Genomic DNA, 16129 nt, shown 5'->3' with positions numbered 1-16129 from the left:
CGCGACTGTGGTCCGGGAACTGAGGGCCGGACCATTATCCTGGCGATCGTGTAACGAAATCTTACGAAGCCAGGTGCGACTGCGGCAAGAGGCTATTTCGGTTTCCATGATGGGCTACAGGCATTTCCTCAAATTGTTGGTGGCGGGCGCGGTGGTGCTTGCTGCCCCGGCCGCGCCTGCCTTGGCCAATCCAACCATTCTGTTCGACCTGAACAGCGGCAAGATCCTGCAGCACCAGGAGGCGTTCAGGCGCTGGTACCCGGCTTCGCTGACCAAGCTGATGACCGCCTATGTGGCGTTTCGTGCGATTGCCGCGGGCGAGGTCCAGCTCGATTCGCCGATCAAGGTGACGAAACATTCGGCCGGCGAGCCGCCGAGCAAGATGGGTTTCAAGCCGGGCTCGGTGATGCGGCTGGACAATGCGCTGAAGATGATGCTGGTCAAATCGGCCAACGATATCGCCATGGCGGTCGGCGAGAATATCGGCGGTTCGCAGGCGGCTTTCGCCGAACGCATGAACGCCGAGGCGCAGAGGCTCGGCATGAGCGGGTCGCATTTCGTCAATCCGAACGGGCTCTATTCGCCGGACCAGTATACGACAGCACGCGATCTCGCTTTGCTAGTGATGGCGATCCGTAAGGAATTTCCGCAATATGCCCCCTGGTTCTCGATCGAAGGCCTTGCCGTCGGCAAGAAGGCGATCTCCAACTACAACCTCCTGATCGGCCGCTATCCGGGCGCCGACGGCATGAAGACGGGTTTCGTCTGCTCGTCCGGCTTCAACATGATCGGCTCGGCGACCCGCAACGGCCGCACCGTGGTCGCCGTAGTGCTCGGCGAACGGTCAGCCATTACCCGCGCCGAAACGGCGGCAAAACTGCTCGACCAGGGCTTTGCAACACAGGCGCCGAGCTGGCTGACGGTCGCGGCGCTGCCCGCCTATGGCGACACCATGTCGGCCAACGACATGAATGACGAAATCTGCAAGAAGAAGCCGGTCGCGGAGCAGTCGGAAGCGGCACCCGCCGTCGGCGACAAGGGCAAGGACCTGCCGAAATCGCCCTATAAGGAAAAGCTCGACCATGTCCCGACGCTGATCGCCGTCGGGCTCGGCGGTGCCACGGGGCCGGTGCCGAAGGCGATGCTCGACGCCTCGGGGCAGGAATATGCCGACGTGCCGCTGCCGACATGGCGGCCGGACCGGGCGCCGCCGGCCGGCGCCGAGCCTGTTGTGGCCGGATCCGCCACCGCCGCGCAGGTCCAGCAGCCGGCCAAGGTGCTGAACTAGCCGCATGGCGGATTTTCCGATCCCCGTTTCGGTGCTCACCGGCTTTCTCGGCGCCGGCAAGACGACGCTGCTCAACCGGCTGCTCCGGGATCCCGCGCTTGCCGACACCGCCGTCATCATAAACGAGTTCGGCGAGGTGGCGATCGACCATCTCCTGGTCGAGCAGGCCTCCGACGGCATCATCCAGCTGTCCGACGGCTGCCTCTGCTGCACGGTGCGCGGCGAGCTGGTCGATGCGCTGGCCGACCTCGTCGACCGGCTGCAGACCGGCCGCATCGACCGGGTTGCCCGCGTCGTCGTCGAGACCACCGGGCTCGCCGATCCCGCCCCCGTGCTGCAGTCGATCATGGCGCACCCGCCCCTTGTCCAAGCCTTCCGGCTCGACGGCGTCATCGCCCTGGTCGACGCCGTCAACGGCAATGCGACGCTCGATGCCCATGTCGAGGCGGTGAAGCAGGTCGCCGTCGCCGATCGCATCGTGCTCAGCAAGACCGACCTGGCCAAGGATGCAGGCGACGCGGAGGCGTTGCGGGCGCGGCTCAGGCAGCTCAACCCGGGTGCCCTGGTGCTCGATGCCAGCCAGGCAAGCGCCGCGACCCTGTTCGACTGCGGCCTCTACAATCCGGCCACCAAATCGGCCGACGTGCGGCGCTGGCTCGGCGAAGAAGCCGGCCACGACCATGACCACGGCGGGCATGATCATGTCGACCACGATCACGATGACCATGGCCACCGGCACGATTCCCGCATCCGCGCGTATTCGCTGGTTCATGACGGGCCGGTGCCGTTTTCGGCAATCGAGATGTTCCTCGATCTGCTGCGCTCGGCGCATGGCGAGCGCCTGTTGCGGATGAAGGGCGTCATCGAACTTGCAGAAGACCCATCGCGGCCGCTGGTTATCCATGGCGTGCAGAAGATCCTGCATCCGCCGGTGCAACTGCCGGCCTGGCCGGACAGCCAGCGCGGCACCAGGCTGGTGCTGATCACGCTCGACATGCCGGAAGACTATGTCCGCCGGCTGTTCGCCGCCTTCACCAACCGCCCGTCGATCGACACGCCGGATCGCGCAGCCCTGGAAAGCAACCCGCTGGCTATCGCCGGACGTCCGTGAAGCTGCCAATCTCCCCCCTCGAAGGGGAGATGGTCGGCAGGCCAGAGGGGGGCGGCGCGCCCGGACGCGGCCTCCTGCGGCAGATCAAGGCTGGCGCTTTACGCGAGGTGACCGCCTCTGTCGCCTTCGGCGACATCTGCCCCTCGAGGGGGGAGATTATCCCGCTCAGCCGCGCTCGACCAGGAAACGGTGGCCGCCCGATATCGCGGTCGTCTCGACCAGCCGATGGCCGCTCTCGGCGCAGAAGGCGGGAATGTCGATGACGGCGAGCCGATCGGTGGTTTCGAGCCACAGCCGGCTGCCCGGCTGCATTGCGGCCAGGCGCTTTTTTGCCTTGAGCACGGGCAACGGGCAGTTCAAGCCTTTGAGGTCGTAGACGGCGGCGGGGCCGGTTGAGGGCCTGTCTTCTTGGCCCCCATCTTCCTGTTCAAGCATGAAGCTCAGCCGCCAAACATGCCGAGCAGTTTCTTCTTCAACCTTGTCGCCGTGCTTTCGGCGTCGGCAGCCTGCGTTTCGACTGCCGGGGCGGCCTCCGGCCCTACGGTGGCGGTGGCGACAGGCATCTCGGCGGCTGTCCTGGCAGCTTCCTTTTCGGCGAGCGCCTGGGCTTTGGCAGCTTCCTTCTCGGCCAGGGCCTGCGCCTTGGCTGCCTCTTTGGCGGCCTTGGCCGCTTCTATGGCGGCGAGCCTCTGTTCCTCGGCCTTCTGCTTGGCAGCCCTTTCGGCGTCGAGCGCCGCCATTTTGCGGCCGGCCGGCGAATCGACGCGGCCCATGCGCGCCGTCTCGGTCACGGTGCCGTCCGGGTTGAGCGAGGGCGGCTCGATGGGAACGCGTTCGCCGCGCGCACGCCGTTTCGACCAGTCGGAAACGATGCTGGCTTCCTTGATCCCGGCGATCGTCGGCTTGGGCGCCGGCACGCTGGCCTTGATGGCGCCGTTGAAGGCCGCCTCATAGGTGCTTTGATAGGCGTTGATGGCGCTCTTCAGCGAATCGGGCTGGGTGGTCGCAGGGCAAGGGCCGGTCGGGTTGAAGGCCGAGCCGTCGGCCGCAACCTGGTTGAAGACGTAGCGCTTCTCGCATACGTCGACCTTCGGCGGCACCTTGGTGACCTCGAAATTGTCGTAGCCGACCTTCAGCATCTTCCAGAATTCGTAGTTCGGGTCGTCGCGATAGCGCGCCATATTGGCCGCAGTCATGCGGAACGGAAAAGCCTGGATCTGGAACTCGGTCTGGCCGCCCTGGAAAGCGTCGCGGCCGAAAGCGTAGATCTGCTCGATCTGCGCGTCGGTCATCGAATAGCAGCCCGACGACGAGCAGGCGCCGTGGACCATCAGGTTGGAACCAGTGCGGCCATTGGCGCGGTCATAGGCGTTCGGGTAGCCGATGTTGAAGGACAGGTGGTAATTCGAGCGCGGGTTCATCTGTGCCGGGCGGACGGTGTAAAAGCCTTCCGGCGCCTGGCGGTCGCCTTCGGTGAATTTCGGCCCGAGCTTGCCCGACCATTTGCAGATGTCGTAGCTGGCGACCAGGTCGTAGCGGCCGTTGGTCTTGGCCTTCCAGATCTCGAGCTTGCCTTCTTCCTTTAAGATGCGGGCCATCACCGAAGAGGTGCGGACCATGCCCTTGGCTTTCATCTCGGCCAGGATCTTGTCCGGCAGCGGCTTGTTGGCCTGCGGCGCAAAATCCTTCATGGAAGCATCATTGCAGCCGGCGACGCCGATCGCAGCGATCAGAACTCCGGTGCGGGCAAGCTTGGCAAACATGGATATGGCTATCGTCTTCATCTCTGCGCCGCGGATGCCGCGACTGCTAAACCGACCACTGACGGACCTTAAGCCCGTTAACCTTGAAAATTCCTTACCGCAAGCATGCTGGCGTCCCTTACGGCAAGCCCACTGAGCCGAATGCAGCGGCATTTTTGTGGCGAAACTGGTTCACGCCGCCACATTTCAGGCCGCGCGCCTGCGTCGGTTAAAGATTGCGGCCCATCGCCAGGTATTTCTCGCGGCGATGCTCACGGAAATCAGTGTTGGCACCGGAGAATTCCTTCATCGTCCTGGCGATGAGGTCGCCGGTGGCGGTGATCACCGTTTCGGGGGCGCGATGGGCACCGCCGAGCGGCTCAGCAATGATGGCGTCGATGATCTTCAGCTCCAGCAGATCCTGCGCCGTGATCTTCATATTGGTCGCCGCATCCCTGGACCGCGTGGTGTCGCGCCACAAGATCGAGGCGGCGCCCTCCGGCGAGATCACCGAATAGATGGCGTGTTCGAGCATGTAGACGCGGTTGGCGGTGGCAATCGCTATGGCGCCGCCCGAGCCGCCTTCGCCGATCACCACCGAGATCGACGGCACCTTCAGGCCAAGGCAGGCCGAAGTCGAGCGGGCGATGGCTTCAGCCTGGCCGCGTTCTTCGGCGTTAACGCCGGGATAGGCGCCGGCAGTGTCGACCAGCGTCAGCAGCGGGATCTGGAAACGGTCGGCGAGTTCCATCAGCCGCACGGCCTTGCGGTAGCCCTCCGGCCGTACCGAGCCGAAATTATGCTTCAGCCGGCTTGCCGTGTCGGATCCCTTCTCCTGGCCGATGATCGCCACCGGCTCGCCACGAAAGCGGGCGAAGCCGCCGACGATCGCCTGGTCCTCGCCGAAATTGCGGTCGCCGGCGAGCGGTGTGAAATCAGTAAGCAGGGCCTTGATGTAGTCGATGCAATGCGGCCTGTCCGGATGACGCGCCACCTGCACCTTCTGCCACGGCGTCAGCGCCTTGTAGGCGTCGCGCAGCGCATCGCGCGAGCGCTTCTCCAAGCGGGCGATCTCATCGCCGACATCGACCGCCTCGCCGTTCTCGGCAAGCTTCTTCAGCTCGATGATCTTGCCTTCGAGATCCTGCACAGGCTTTTCGAAATCGAGGTAATTGTACATTCTTGGGCGGACCGGCAAGTCGGAAGGCAATGACTGACGCAAGCCTGAAAATGCAGGCTGGGCGCGGTGGAGCGTCGTTCTCACATAGCGACATGACGCCTAGTCGGCAAGCGGATGATGATCGTTGACCAGACGCACCAGCCGCTCCTCCAGCACATGTGTGTAGATCTGCGTCGTTGAAATATCGGCATGGCCGAGCAGCTGCTGCACGGCCCTGAGATCGGCGCCGTTCTGCAGGAGATGGCTGGCGAAAGCATGGCGCAGCACATGCGGCGATATCTTCGCCGCGGCAATGCCGGCCCGCCCGGCAAGCCCTTTCAGCTCGCGGGCAAAGACCTGCCTCGAGAGATAGCCGCTGTCGGCGGCGGCCGGAAACAGGAACGGGCTGTCGGCAAAAGCCGACACCGCCGCCCGTGCGGCAAGCCAGGCCCGCATCGCCGTGCGCGCCTTGGCCGACAGCGGCACCATGCGCTCCTTGTTGCCCTTGCCGCGCACCATGAAGAAGCGGTCGTCGCGCTGCGCCACCGTCACGGGAAGGCCGACCAGCTCCGAAACGCGCAAGCCGGTGGCGTAGAGCACCTCGACGAGCGCTTGGAGGCGCAGCGCCGCCAGCCTGTCGCCGTCATGCATGGAGGGGTCCATCGCCTCTTGCGCGGCGCGGTCGAGCAGCCGGCCGGTATCGGCCTCGCTCATCGTCTTCGGCAGCGGCCGGCCTTTCCTAGGGCTGTCCAGCGTGCCGGTCGGATCGTCACCGCGCAGGCCTTCGGCGTAGAGGAACTTGAAGAACTGCCGGATCGCCGACAATTTGCGCGCCTGCGAGGTGGCGGCAAAGCCGCGCGCGGCGATGTCGTCGAGATAGGCACGGATGTCGGCGCTGCTGGCAACGGCAAGCCCGCCGCCGATCGCGGCGGAAACGTCCTCGAGGTCGCGGCGATAGGAGGAAAGCGTGTTTTCGGCAGCGCCGCGCTCGGCGCTCATCATCTCCAGGAAGGCTTCGATGCGGGCGGCGCTGTTCATTTTTTGGGATTGAGCTTTTCCGGAGGGATGCGCACGCTCATTTCCGCCTTTCTCGGCTCGACGAACATGACCAGGGCGAACATCGCGCCATAGACAATGCCGGCCAGAATCGCGAGCGTCACGACAAAGCGAAACAGTGTTGGCATTAATTTTCGCCCGTCGTCTTATTCTGCATTTCCAACCCTGTGCCCTTATGAGGCGCCAATACCGCCAATTCAAGGGTGAAGCCGATAACAGGTCCCGGTTGCGTCGCGCTTGACGCAAACAGGCTTTTGATGTCGATACGCCGGCAAAGAGGCCCTAGAAACATGACCGCGCTACCAGCAAATCCTCCGGGCGAGAGCCGTGCCGCGCTGCTCGGCCGGCTGGGCGATCGTTCCATCGTCTTTATCGGGCTGATGGGCGCCGGCAAGACGGCGATCGGCCGCAAGGTGGCGGCGATGCTGGCACTGCCCTTCATCGACAGCGACCAGGAGATCGAAACCGTTTCGCGCATGAGCGTCCCGGACCTGTTCGAGCGCTATGGCGAGGCGGAGTTCCGGGCACTGGAGCAGCGCGTCATCCTGCGTGTGCTGGAACACGGGCCGCAGGTGCTGTCGACCGGCGGCGGCGCCTTCATGAACGCGCAGACGCGCGAGGTGATCGCCAGCCATGGCATTTCGGTTTGGCTGAAGGCCGAGATCGACCTGTTGATGGAGCGCGTTTCCAAGAAGCAGAACCGGCCGTTGCTGAAAAGCGCCGATCCGCGCGCCGTGCTCGAACGGCTGATGGCGGAACGCTACCCGGTTTATGCCGCGGCCGATGTCACCGTGCCGACCCGCGACGATCGCAAGGAGATCATTGCGGCCGAAGTGGTAGACGCGCTGCGCGGCCATCTCGGCGTTGCCGATATTGACGAGGTGCGGTCGTGAGCGCTGATGCAACGGTCGCTGTCGAAGTCGGGCTTGGCGAGCGTGCCTACGACATTTTGATCGGCCCCGGCCTGCTGTCACGCGCCGGCGCCGAGATTTCGGGCCGTCTGCCGGGCACGCGGGCGGCGGTCGTCACCGACGAGAATGTCGCGGCCGCGCATCTCGCGACGCTTGCGGCCGGCCTCGCAAGCGGTGGCATCCAACATGCGGTCATCACGCTGCCGCCAGGTGAAAAAACCAAGAGCTTTGCGCATCTCGAAGAGGTGGTCGACGGCGTGCTGGCCGCCAAGCTGGAGCGCGGCGACGTCGTCATCGCGCTCGGCGGCGGCGTCGTCGGCGACCTCGCCGGGTTTGCCGCCGGCGTCGCGCGGCGCGGCATGAACTTCGTGCAAATCCCAACCTCGCTGCTGGCGCAGGTCGATTCGTCGGTCGGCGGCAAGACCGGCATCAACAGCAAGCGCGGCAAGAACCTGGTCGGCGTGTTTCACCAGCCGAAACTGGTGCTGGCCGACACCGAAGTGCTCGACACGCTGCCGATCCGCGAGTTTCGCGCCGGCTATGCCGAACTGGCCAAATACGGGCTGATCGACCGGCCCGAGCTCTTCGCCTGGCTGGAGGAAAACTGGCCTCGCGTGTTTGCCGGCGGACCGGAGCGGGGAGAGGCGATTGCCGAGGCCTGCCGCGCCAAGGCCGACGTCGTTGCCCGCGACGAGTTCGAGACCGGCGACCGCGCCCTGCTCAATCTCGGCCACACCTTCGGCCATGCACTGGAGGCGGCGGTCGGCTATGACGGTACAAGGCTCGTGCATGGCGAAGGCGTTGCCATCGGCATGGCGCTGGCGCACCGCTTTTCGTCGAGGCTCAATTTGGCGAGCCCCGACGACGCGGCGCGCGTCGAGGCGCATCTTCGCGCCGTCGGCCTGCCTTGGCGCATGGCCGACATTCCGGGTGAATTGCCCGACGCCGAGCAGCTGTTCTCCTTCATCACCCAGGACAAGAAGGTGTCGCGCGGCGCGCTGACCTTCATCCTGACGCGCGGCATCGGCCAGGCCTTTATCGCCCGGGATGTGCCGACCTCGGAAGTGCTGACGTTCCTCCGGGAGAACCATCCGGGATGAGCCAGGTCGGCTGGATCGCGGCTGCCGTGCTCGCCGGCCTCGGCCTGCTGGGCTTCGTCTTGCGCCGGCGCCTGCTCGCCGCCTTCGGCTACGAGCTGCAGCGCATAGAGCCGCAGCGCTCAGCGCGCGAGGAATTGCGCGGCGCCGTCGATGATTTCCGCCGCGACGGCCAGGTGGTGCGCGAGGACCGCGCCCGTATCGGCGGCCTGTTCGACCTCGAGGAGCTCGAAGTGTCGGACGTGATGGTCCACCGCACCAATATGCGCTCGGTCAATTCCGACGACCCGCCGGAAGCGGTGGTTCGCGAGATCCTGCAGAGCCCGCACACCCGCATGCCATTGTGGAAGGGCTCGCTCGACAACATTGTCGGCGTGCTGCACGCGAAGGATCTGCTGCGCGCGCTGAACGAAGTCGGCAATGATTTTTCCAGGATCGACGTGATGAAGATCGCGTCCAAACCGTGGTTCGTGCCCGACACCACGACCCTGCAGGAGCAGCTCAATGCCTTCCTGCGCCGCAAGGCGCATTTCGCCATCGTCGTCGACGAATATGGCGAGGTCGAAGGGCTGGTGACGCTGGAGGACATCATCGAGGAGATCGTCGGCGAGATCGCCGACGAGCACGACATCGACATCCAGGGCGTCAAGCAGGAGGCCGACGGCTCCGTCGTCGTCGACGGCACGGTGCCGATCCGCGACCTCAACCGGGCGCTCGACTGGAACCTGCCGGACGAGGAAGCCACCACCATTGCCGGGCTTGTCATCCATGAGGCGCAGTCTATCCCGGACGAAAAGCAGGCCTTTACATTTCACGGCAAGCGCTTCGTCGTCATGAAACGCGACAAGAACCGCATCGCGCGGCTGAGGATCAAGCCGGCGCTGCTTGGCGAATGACGAGGCGCACCTTGTGGCAGCCGTGGGCAGGCAGGCGTTTATGACGATCGATCGGCGAAGCCTGCTTCTGGCCTCGATGGCGGCGCTGCTGCCGGGGCAGGCCGCGGCGGCATCGCGGCTGCGTTCGCCGTCGCCCGAAACCTTCGACTATGGGCCGGCCAAGCTCGACATCTATTCCCCCGACGGCGCAAGCGGCCTGCCGGTCGTCTTCTTCGTCCATGGCGGCGCCTGGCGGGTGGGCAACCGCAACAACGTGGATGCCAAGCCTGGTTTCCTGCTCGACAATGGCTTCTGCTTCGTCTCGATCGACTACCGGATGCTGCCCGAGGCCGACGTCGCTACCCAGGCGGCGGATGTCGAACTGGCCTATCGCTACGTCCGCGCCAATATCGCCAGGCATGGCGGCGATCCGGACCGGATCGTTGCCATGGGCCATTCGGCCGGCTGCCATCTCGTCGCATTGACCGGCCTGCGCGGCGGCCTGCCCGGCGTCGCGGCGCTGGTCCTCGACGACACCAGGGCTTACGATCTTCAGGCATTGGCTAGGAGCGGCGGCATGGCAGGGGTCTATGCCCGCGCCTTTCCCGATCCGGCGCAGTGGCGCGCGCTGTCGCCTGTCACCTACGTGGAAGGTCGCAAGCACCCGCCGACCTTCATCGCCCATTCACGGGCGAAAACCCGCGCGGCGGACGCGCAGGCCTTCGCCGAGCGTCTGAAGTCCACCGGAACCAGGGTCACGCTGTTCGACGGCAGCGCCTATTCGCACATGTCGATCAATCGCGACTTCGGCACCGAAGGCGATGCATTGACCACTGCGGTGATGGCTTTCCTGAGGGCCAGCCTCAGCTGAAATCTACCAGTGGGTCTTTTCGCCGGATGGCGGCAGGCAGGTGAGGGGCGCAGACGGGGGGAACGGGCGGCGGCTAAGGCCGAAGCGATTTCTGTAACCATGGTCATTGACCGTGGTCACTTCTGATCCCATATAGTGAACGGCAATTTTGTTCATTGAGGTGGCGCATGAGCGCGCAGGTGTCGAAATCCAAGTTCAAGGCAAAGGCTCTCGAGTATTTTCGTCAGGTTGAAACGAGTGGCGAGCCAATCATTGTGACCGATCACGGCCAGCCCACACTGGAGATACGACGCTATGAACCGGTTTCGCGCGACCCTTTGGAGGTGCTGCGCGGGTCTGTCCTGCGTTACGACCGCCCCACGGATCCGGTGGCCGAAGATGATTGGGAAGCCGACAATTGATCGTGTTGGACACGCATGTTCTCGTCCGCTGGGTCAGCGGTGACATCGATCTGCTTTCAGAACCAGCACTTCGCGCAATCGAGCGGGAGAGGACAGGCGGCGAGATTTTGATCTCCTCGATATCAGCATGGGAAATCGCCATGCTGATATCGAGGGGGCGTCTCATGCTATCGATGGATGTGGGTGAATGGCTGGCGACGGTCAGCAAGCTTGAAAAGCTGAGCTTCATTTCCGTCGACAATGAGATTGCCGTGAATAGTACCGAACTTCCGGGAGAACTTCACAAGGATCCGGCTGATCGGATCATTGTTGCGACCAGTCGAAAATTTGCGGCACCTTTGGTGACCGCGGATCAGAAGCTGCGAGATTATCGATATGTAAAGACAATCTGGTAGGGCAACTACCAGCGGGTCTTTTCGCCGGGCGCCGCGGGCTCGATCGCCAGGGCGTGGACGCTGGATTTCAACTCCTGTGCCAGCAGATCGTTGACGGCGCGGTGGCGTTCGACGCGGCTCATGCCGGCAAAGGCGGGGGCGACGATGCGGACGCGGAAATGGGTCTCGCCGGAGCCGTCGAAGGTGGCGTGATGGCCGGGATCCACATGATGATGACCCGCATGGAGATGGCTTTCGTTGATGACGTCCAGCCGTTCCGGCGAAAACGCCTTCTTCAACTTATCTTCCATCGTCGCCTGTATGGACATCGCCGCTTCCCTTCACCACATCTATGTCATCGCACAAAATTCGCCGTTCGCCGGTTTTATGCCGCGATTCAGCGGTTAGGGCGATCATCGCGAAAATGTCAATTCTTGTTTCGCATCCGCGAACAGCCCATAAATGGGTGAGATGAAGCCGTACCCAAAATATTTCGAAAAGATTCGCATCCGCCCGGAGAAGGACGCGGAGCTGAAGTCGCGTTCGCCGATCTGCCAGTGGGATGGCTGCAAGGAGGCCGGTACCCACCGCGCCCCGGTCGGGCGCATGAAGGAAGGCGAGTATTTCCAGTTCTGCTTCGATCATGTGCGCGAGTACAACAAGGGCTTCAATTATTTCTCGGGCGTTCCCGATACCGAGATCGCCCGCTTCCAGAAGGAAGCCATGACCGGCCACCGGCCGACCTGGAAAATGGGCGTCAACGGCGCCTCGACACGCTCCTCGCCCGACTTCGCCCAGGCGCGCTCCGGCCGCGCCGGCTACTACAATCGCATGCGCGATCCCTTCGACCTGTTCAAAGGCCCGAAGGACCCGCGCGAAGCCCGCCAGCGCAAGGCCAAGCCGCTTGAGGCCAAGGCACTGGAAACGCTTGGCCTTGATACAAAGGCAAGTGGCAAGGATATCAAGGCGCGCTATAAGGAACTTGTGAAACGCCACCATCCGGATGCGAATGGCGGCGACAGAGGTTCGGAAGACCGGTTCCGCGATGTGCTCCAGGCGTATCGCGTGCTCAAGCAGGCAGGTTTGTGCTGAGCGACCTTACGGTTCGTGTCGCTTTCCAACTTTCATAAGGTTGGAAAAGGCTCTAAGACCGCCCCCGAACAAAATCGATTGCCGGCGAAACGCGGCGTTTCGCTTGTGGAGACGTTGATAGAGATGAACAAGGTCGATCGCGACATCGCCAACCTGCCCGACACCACGGTGTCGGTGAAGGAGACATTCGGCTTCGACTCCAGGATGGTGGTGCCGGCCTATTCGGTGACGAGCGAGCATGTCCCCGACATCGATCCGGACTACCTGTTCGACAAGAACACGACCATGGCGATCCTCGCCGGCTTTGCCTATAATCGCCGCGTCATGGTGTCGGGCTATCACGGCACCGGCAAGTCGACGCATATCGAGCAGGTCGCCGCCCGCCTCAACTGGCCTATGGTGCGCGTCAATCTCGACAGCCATGTCAGCCGCATCGACCTCGTCGGCAAGGATGCCATCGTCGTCAAGGAAGGGCTGCAGATCACCGAATTCCGCGACGGGATCCTGCCCTGGGCCTACCAGCACAATGTCGCGCTGTGCTTCGACGAGTACGATGCCGGCCGCCCGGACGTGATGTTCGTCATCCAGCGCGTACTGGAATCGTCGGGGCGGCTGACGCTGCTCGACCAGAGCCGGGTCATCCGCCCGCACCCGGCCTTCCGGCTGTTTTCGACCGCCAACACGGTTGGGCTGGGCGACACCACCGGCCTCTATCACGGCACCCAGCAGATCAACCAGGCGCAGATGGACCGCTGGTCGATCGTCACCACTCTGAACTATTTGCCGCACGACAATGAGGTGAACATCGTGCTGGCCAAGGCCAAGCACTATCGCGACGGCAAGGGCAAGGAGATCGTCAACAAGATGGTGCGCGTGGCCGACATGACGCGCTCGGCCTTCATCAACGGCGACCTGTCGACGGTTATGAGCCCGCGCACGGTCATCACCTGGGCCGAGAATGCCGAAATCTTCGGCAATATCGGCATGGCGTTCCGGCTGACCTTCCTCAACAAATGCGACGAGCTGGAACGCTCGCTGGTCGCCGAGTTCTACCAGCGCGCCTTCGGCGAAGATCTGCCCGAATCGGCGGCCAATGTGGTGCTGGGCTAAGCAGAGTCTCGATGGCCGGTCCGGGCGACAACACGCGAAACAAATCCAAGACCGGCGCTGAGAACGATAGCTTCAAGCGCGCCGTCACCGTCTGCATGCGCGCGATTGCCGGCGACAAGGAGCTCGAGGTCGGCTTCGCCAAGGACCGGCCGGCACTGGCCGGCAGCCGTGCCCGGCTGCCGGAATTGCCGAAGAAGGCATCGAAGGCGGACATCGCCATCACCCGCGGGCTCGGCGATTCCATGGCGCTGAAGCGCGCCTGCCACGATGCGCGCATCCACACTAGGCTGGCGCCGGAAGGCAAGGCGGCGCGTGCCATCTATGACGCGGTGGAGCAGGCCCGCGTCGAGGCGATCGGCAGCCGCGCCATGCAGGGCGTCGCCGACAATATCGGCTCTATGCTGGAGGACAAATACGCCAGGGCCAACCTCGTCGACGTCAAGGACAAGGCCGACGCGCCGATCGAGGAAGCGCTGGCGCTGATGGTGCGCGAAAAGCTGACCGGCCGCGCTGTGCCGAAAAGCGGCGAACGGCTGGTCGATCTCTGGCGGCCCTGGGTCGAGGAAAAGGCCAGCGCCGACCTCGACGGGCTGTCGGCAAAGCTCGACGACCAGCAGGCGTTCGCCCGCGTCGTGCGCGAGATGCTCGCCTCCATGGAAATGGCCGAGGAGCTCGGCGACGACCAGGAGACGGAAGACTCCGAGGACAATGACGAAAACCAGCCGCAAGGCGAGGAGCAGAGCGAGGAGGGCGGCGAAGACGATTCCGGCTCCGAGCAGTCGCAGTCCGAGGATACCGAGGCATCGTCGGACGACGAGCAATCGGCCGAGACGGAAGCTTCCGACGCCACCGCCGAGGATCTCTCCGACGATGACGACGCCGATGCGGAGACGCCCGGCGAGGCCCGCCGCAACGACAATCCCTTCACCAATCTGCCGAAGGAGATCGACTACAAGGTCTTCACCACGGCCTTGGACGAGACCGTAGGCGCGGAGGAATTGTGCGAGGAGGAGGAACTCGACCGGCTGCGCGCCTTCCTCGACAAGCAGCTCGCCAATCTTTCCGGCGTCGTCGGGCGGCTGGCCAACCGGCTGCAGCGCCGGCTGATGGCGCAGCAAAACCGCTCCTGGGATTTCGACCTCGAAGAGGGCTATCTCGATCCGGCGCGGCTGGTGCGCGTCGTCATCGACCCGATGCAGCCTTTGTCCTTCAAGCAGGAGCGCGACACCAAATTCCGCGACACGGTGGTGTCGCTGGTGCTCGACAATTCGGGTTCGATGCGCGGCCGGCCGATTACCGTCGCCGCCACCTGCGCCGACATCCTGGCGCGTACGCTGGAACGCTGCGGCGTCTCGGTCGAAATCCTCGGCTTCACCACCCGCGCCTGGAAGGGCGGGCAGGCGCGCGAGAGATGGCTGAAGGAAGGCAAGCCGCCGAACCCCGGCCGGCTCAACGATCTGCGCCATATCATCTACAAATCCGCCGACCATCCGTGGCGGCGGGCGCGCCGCAATCTCGGGCTGATGATGCGCGAGGGGCTGCTCAAGGAAAACATCGACGGCGAGGCGCTGCTGTGGGCGCACAACCGGCTCATCGCGCGGCCGGAGCAGCGCAAGATCCTGATGATGATCTCGGACGGCGCGCCGGTCGACGATTCGACGCTGTCGGTCAATCCGGGCAATTATCTCGAGCGGCATCTGCGCGCCATCATCGAGCTCATCGAGACGCGCTCGCCGGTCGAGCTTCTGGCCATCGGCATCGGCCACGACGTCACCCGCTACTATCGCCGCGCCGTCACCATCGTCGATGCCGAGGAGCTGGCCGGCGCCATGACCGAGCAACTGGCCTCGCTGTTCGCCGAGGAAACCGTGCGCGATACGCGGCGCGGCGGCATGCGGCGCGCCGGATGATTTTTTCCCGCGGCGGCTTTCGGCAGAAGCTTTTGGCCGCCATTGCGTTGTTAGGCATCAGTTTGGCCCCGGCTGTTGCTGCCGGCCCGGCCTCGGTCGAGCCGGCCGAAATCTCGGCACGGCCGATCAGCGAATTCCATATCGGCCGGCCGGACAAACAGTTCGGGCCGCTCGAATTCGTCGGCGGGCTCGAAATGACCTCGCCGACGCGCGATTTCGGCGCGCTGTCGGCGCTTCGCTTCCTCAAGCCCGGCAGCGATTTCATCGGCGTCGCCGACACCGGTTTCTGGTTTTTCGGCACCCTCGTCCACGATGCCGAGAAGCGGCCTTCCGGCATACAGAATTTTCGCATGCAGCAAATGGTCGATGCGGCCGGCCAGCCGAAATGGGCGGTCGATGCCGAAGGCCTCGCGGTCAAGGACGGCATTGCCACGGTCGGCTTCGAGCGCGATCACCGTATCGCAGAGTTCAAGATCGACCCGGACGACATGAAGGCGCCGTTCAAGCAATTGGACTTCCTGATCCCTGCCTGGGAACTTCGCCGCAATCGCGGCTTCGAGACCGTCACCCGCGCCCATCCTTACGGACAGCATGCGGGCGGGCTGGTCGTGGTGTCGGAAAAGAGCCTCGACAAGGCCGGCAACATCTTTGCCGCGATCATCGAAGGGCCGCACAAGGGCGTCTTCACCGTCAAGCGCAATGGCGATTTCGACATCACCGACGGCGCTTTCCTGCCGGATGGCGACCTGTTGCTACTGGAGCGCAGTTTTTCGATGGCCGGCGGCGTCAAGATGCGGCTGCGGCGCATCTATGGCGAAAGCGTCGAGAAGGGCGCCGTCGCCGACGGGCCGGTGCTGCTTGAAGCCGATATGGGCTACCAGATCGACAATATGGAAGCGCTCGACGTCTGGACCCGCGCCGACGGCACGCTGATCGTGTCGCTGATGTCCGACGACAACCACTCGATCCTGCAGCGCAACCTCTATCTGGAATTCATCCTGCACGAGGATTGACGCGCGATCCCCGTTGCGGGGCTGATGGCATGCTGCCGTCCCAGCGCTGTTTCGCAGCTCATACACGTTTCCCTTGGAATGACCGGCGTCGCGGGTTTTCCAGCCAGCTCTCACCATCT

Annotated in this window: 18 protein-coding genes; 12 read left to right on the top strand and 6 right to left on the bottom strand. The window is 64.0% G+C overall.

Annotation, left to right across the window (positions count from 1 at the left end):
* The first annotated feature begins 109 nt into the window (after positions 1–109).
* Positions 110–1288: a D-alanyl-D-alanine carboxypeptidase family protein gene (locus AC0L2P_RS25180; RefSeq protein WP_473505065.1), complete on the top strand. Its 1179-nt coding sequence runs from the start codon at positions 110–112 to the stop codon at positions 1286–1288.
* Positions 1289–1292: 4 nt separating this feature from the next.
* Positions 1293–2399, top strand: a complete 1107-nt coding sequence (locus tag AC0L2P_RS25175) for a CobW family GTP-binding protein (protein ID WP_473505019.1) — start codon at positions 1293–1295, stop codon at positions 2397–2399.
* 165 nt (positions 2400–2564) lie between these two features.
* Here the strand turns inward: AC0L2P_RS25175 and AC0L2P_RS25170 are convergent, their stop codons facing one another.
* The 5 genes from AC0L2P_RS25170 to AC0L2P_RS25150 all read right to left on the bottom strand — a co-directional run bounded on the left by AC0L2P_RS25170 (position 2565) and on the right by AC0L2P_RS25150 (position 6484).
* Positions 2565–2834 carry a sulfurtransferase TusA family protein gene (locus AC0L2P_RS25170; RefSeq protein ID WP_473505017.1) on the bottom strand — a complete coding sequence of 90 codons (270 nt, stop codon included), beginning with the start codon at positions 2832–2834 and terminating at the stop codon, positions 2565–2567.
* Between the two features lie 5 nt (positions 2835–2839).
* Positions 2840–4162 (bottom strand): L,D-transpeptidase family protein, encoded by a 1323-nt coding sequence (locus AC0L2P_RS25165; RefSeq protein WP_473505063.1) that lies wholly within the window; start codon positions 4160–4162, stop codon positions 2840–2842.
* Positions 4163–4370: 208 nt separating this feature from the next.
* Positions 4371–5321 (bottom strand): acetyl-CoA carboxylase carboxyltransferase subunit alpha, encoded by a 951-nt coding sequence (locus tag AC0L2P_RS25160; protein ID WP_473505015.1) that lies wholly within the window; start codon positions 5319–5321, stop codon positions 4371–4373.
* Between the two features lie 99 nt (positions 5322–5420).
* Positions 5421–6338 carry a site-specific tyrosine recombinase XerD gene (locus AC0L2P_RS25155; protein ID WP_473505013.1) on the bottom strand — a complete coding sequence of 306 codons (918 nt, stop codon included), beginning with the start codon at positions 6336–6338 and terminating at the stop codon, positions 5421–5423.
* The gene (locus AC0L2P_RS25150; RefSeq protein ID WP_023677884.1) at positions 6335–6484 is read right to left on the bottom strand and encodes a hypothetical protein; all 150 of its coding nucleotides are present in this window, start codon (positions 6482–6484) and stop codon (positions 6335–6337) included. Before AC0L2P_RS25150 ends, AC0L2P_RS25155 begins: the two co-directional genes overlap by 4 nt.
* A gap of 162 nt (positions 6485–6646) precedes the next feature.
* Here AC0L2P_RS25150 and AC0L2P_RS25145 point away from each other — a divergent pair, with 162 nt between their 5' ends.
* The 6 genes from AC0L2P_RS25145 (at position 6647) to AC0L2P_RS25120 (ending at position 10906) form a co-directional block, all read left to right on the top strand.
* Positions 6647–7249, top strand: a complete 603-nt coding sequence (locus AC0L2P_RS25145; RefSeq protein ID WP_473505011.1) for a shikimate kinase — start codon at positions 6647–6649, stop codon at positions 7247–7249.
* Positions 7246–8367 (top strand): 3-dehydroquinate synthase, encoded by a 1122-nt coding sequence (aroB, locus tag AC0L2P_RS25140; RefSeq protein ID WP_473505009.1) that lies wholly within the window; start codon positions 7246–7248, stop codon positions 8365–8367. Before AC0L2P_RS25145 ends, aroB begins: the two co-directional genes overlap by 4 nt.
* Positions 8364–9260, top strand: coding sequence for an HlyC/CorC family transporter (locus AC0L2P_RS25135; protein ID WP_473505007.1), 897 nt, complete (start codon positions 8364–8366; stop codon positions 9258–9260). Before aroB ends, AC0L2P_RS25135 begins: the two co-directional genes overlap by 4 nt.
* Positions 9261–9300: 40 nt before the next feature.
* On the top strand, positions 9301–10110 hold the full coding sequence (locus tag AC0L2P_RS25130; protein WP_473505005.1) for an alpha/beta hydrolase: 810 nt from the start codon (positions 9301–9303) through the stop codon (positions 10108–10110).
* Positions 10111–10277: 167 nt separating this feature from the next.
* Positions 10278–10511 (top strand): type II toxin-antitoxin system Phd/YefM family antitoxin, encoded by a 234-nt coding sequence (locus tag AC0L2P_RS25125; protein ID WP_473505003.1) that lies wholly within the window; start codon positions 10278–10280, stop codon positions 10509–10511.
* A 2-nt stretch (positions 10512–10513) separates the two neighbouring features.
* Positions 10514–10906 carry a type II toxin-antitoxin system VapC family toxin gene (locus AC0L2P_RS25120; RefSeq protein ID WP_473505061.1) on the top strand — a complete coding sequence of 131 codons (393 nt, stop codon included), beginning with the start codon at positions 10514–10516 and terminating at the stop codon, positions 10904–10906.
* Between the two features lie 5 nt (positions 10907–10911).
* On the opposite strand, the gene AC0L2P_RS25115 is transcribed toward AC0L2P_RS25120, so the two are convergent.
* The gene (locus AC0L2P_RS25115) at positions 10912–11214 is read right to left on the bottom strand and encodes a BolA family protein (RefSeq protein ID WP_473505001.1); all 303 of its coding nucleotides are present in this window, start codon (positions 11212–11214) and stop codon (positions 10912–10914) included.
* Positions 11215–11347: 133 nt separating this feature from the next.
* Here AC0L2P_RS25115 and AC0L2P_RS25110 point away from each other — a divergent pair, with 133 nt between their 5' ends.
* The 4 genes from AC0L2P_RS25110 to AC0L2P_RS25095 all read left to right on the top strand — a co-directional run bounded on the left by AC0L2P_RS25110 (position 11348) and on the right by AC0L2P_RS25095 (position 16010).
* On the top strand, positions 11348–11977 hold the full coding sequence (locus AC0L2P_RS25110; protein ID WP_473504999.1) for a J domain-containing protein: 630 nt from the start codon (positions 11348–11350) through the stop codon (positions 11975–11977).
* Positions 11978–12100: 123 nt separating this feature from the next.
* On the top strand, positions 12101–13087 hold the full coding sequence (cobS, locus tag AC0L2P_RS25105; protein ID WP_473504997.1) for a cobaltochelatase subunit CobS: 987 nt from the start codon (positions 12101–12103) through the stop codon (positions 13085–13087).
* An 11-nt stretch (positions 13088–13098) separates the two neighbouring features.
* Positions 13099–14997: a cobaltochelatase subunit CobT gene (cobT, locus tag AC0L2P_RS25100; RefSeq protein WP_473504995.1), complete on the top strand. Its 1899-nt coding sequence runs from the start codon at positions 13099–13101 to the stop codon at positions 14995–14997.
* A complete protein-coding gene (locus AC0L2P_RS25095; protein ID WP_473504993.1) occupies positions 14994–16010 on the top strand; it encodes an esterase-like activity of phytase family protein in 1017 nt (338 codons plus the stop codon). The genes cobT and AC0L2P_RS25095 overlap by 4 nt, the downstream gene beginning before the upstream one ends.
* Positions 16011–16129 lie beyond the last annotated feature (119 nt).

Source organism: Mesorhizobium sp. WSM4836 (genome assembly GCF_055811815.1).
The sequence above is the reverse complement of the archived record's forward strand: the minus strand, read 5'-3'. Positions and strand labels throughout refer to the sequence as shown.

What these genes read in the sequence shown, in the direction of transcription:
- AC0L2P_RS25180 (WP_473505065.1), top strand. Translation starts at nt 110, where the DNA reads ATGGGCTACAGGCATTTCCTCAAATTGTTGGTGGCGGGCGCGGTGGTG.
- AC0L2P_RS25175 (WP_473505019.1), top strand. Translation starts at nt 1,293, where the DNA reads ATGGCGGATTTTCCGATCCCCGTTTCGGTGCTCACCGGCTTTCTCGGC.
- AC0L2P_RS25170 (WP_473505017.1), bottom strand. Translation starts at nt 2,834, where the DNA reads ATGCTTGAACAGGAAGATGGGGGCCAAGAAGACAGGCCCTCAACCGGC.
- AC0L2P_RS25165 (WP_473505063.1), bottom strand. Translation starts at nt 4,162, where the DNA reads ATGTTTGCCAAGCTTGCCCGCACCGGAGTTCTGATCGCTGCGATCGGC.
- AC0L2P_RS25160 (WP_473505015.1), bottom strand. Translation starts at nt 5,321, where the DNA reads ATGTACAATTACCTCGATTTCGAAAAGCCTGTGCAGGATCTCGAAGGC.
- AC0L2P_RS25155 (WP_473505013.1), bottom strand. Translation starts at nt 6,338, where the DNA reads ATGAACAGCGCCGCCCGCATCGAAGCCTTCCTGGAGATGATGAGCGCC.
- AC0L2P_RS25150 (WP_023677884.1), bottom strand. Translation starts at nt 6,484, where the DNA reads ATGCCAACACTGTTTCGCTTTGTCGTGACGCTCGCGATTCTGGCCGGC.
- AC0L2P_RS25145 (WP_473505011.1), top strand. Translation starts at nt 6,647, where the DNA reads ATGACCGCGCTACCAGCAAATCCTCCGGGCGAGAGCCGTGCCGCGCTG.
- AC0L2P_RS25135 (WP_473505007.1), top strand. Translation starts at nt 8,364, where the DNA reads ATGAGCCAGGTCGGCTGGATCGCGGCTGCCGTGCTCGCCGGCCTCGGC.
- AC0L2P_RS25130 (WP_473505005.1), top strand. Translation starts at nt 9,301, where the DNA reads ATGACGATCGATCGGCGAAGCCTGCTTCTGGCCTCGATGGCGGCGCTG.
- AC0L2P_RS25125 (WP_473505003.1), top strand. Translation starts at nt 10,278, where the DNA reads ATGAGCGCGCAGGTGTCGAAATCCAAGTTCAAGGCAAAGGCTCTCGAG.
- AC0L2P_RS25115 (WP_473505001.1), bottom strand. Translation starts at nt 11,214, where the DNA reads ATGTCCATACAGGCGACGATGGAAGATAAGTTGAAGAAGGCGTTTTCG.
- AC0L2P_RS25110 (WP_473504999.1), top strand. Translation starts at nt 11,348, where the DNA reads ATGGGTGAGATGAAGCCGTACCCAAAATATTTCGAAAAGATTCGCATC.
- cobS (WP_473504997.1), top strand. Translation starts at nt 12,101, where the DNA reads ATGAACAAGGTCGATCGCGACATCGCCAACCTGCCCGACACCACGGTG.
- cobT (WP_473504995.1), top strand. Translation starts at nt 13,099, where the DNA reads ATGGCCGGTCCGGGCGACAACACGCGAAACAAATCCAAGACCGGCGCT.
- AC0L2P_RS25095 (WP_473504993.1), top strand. Translation starts at nt 14,994, where the DNA reads ATGATTTTTTCCCGCGGCGGCTTTCGGCAGAAGCTTTTGGCCGCCATT.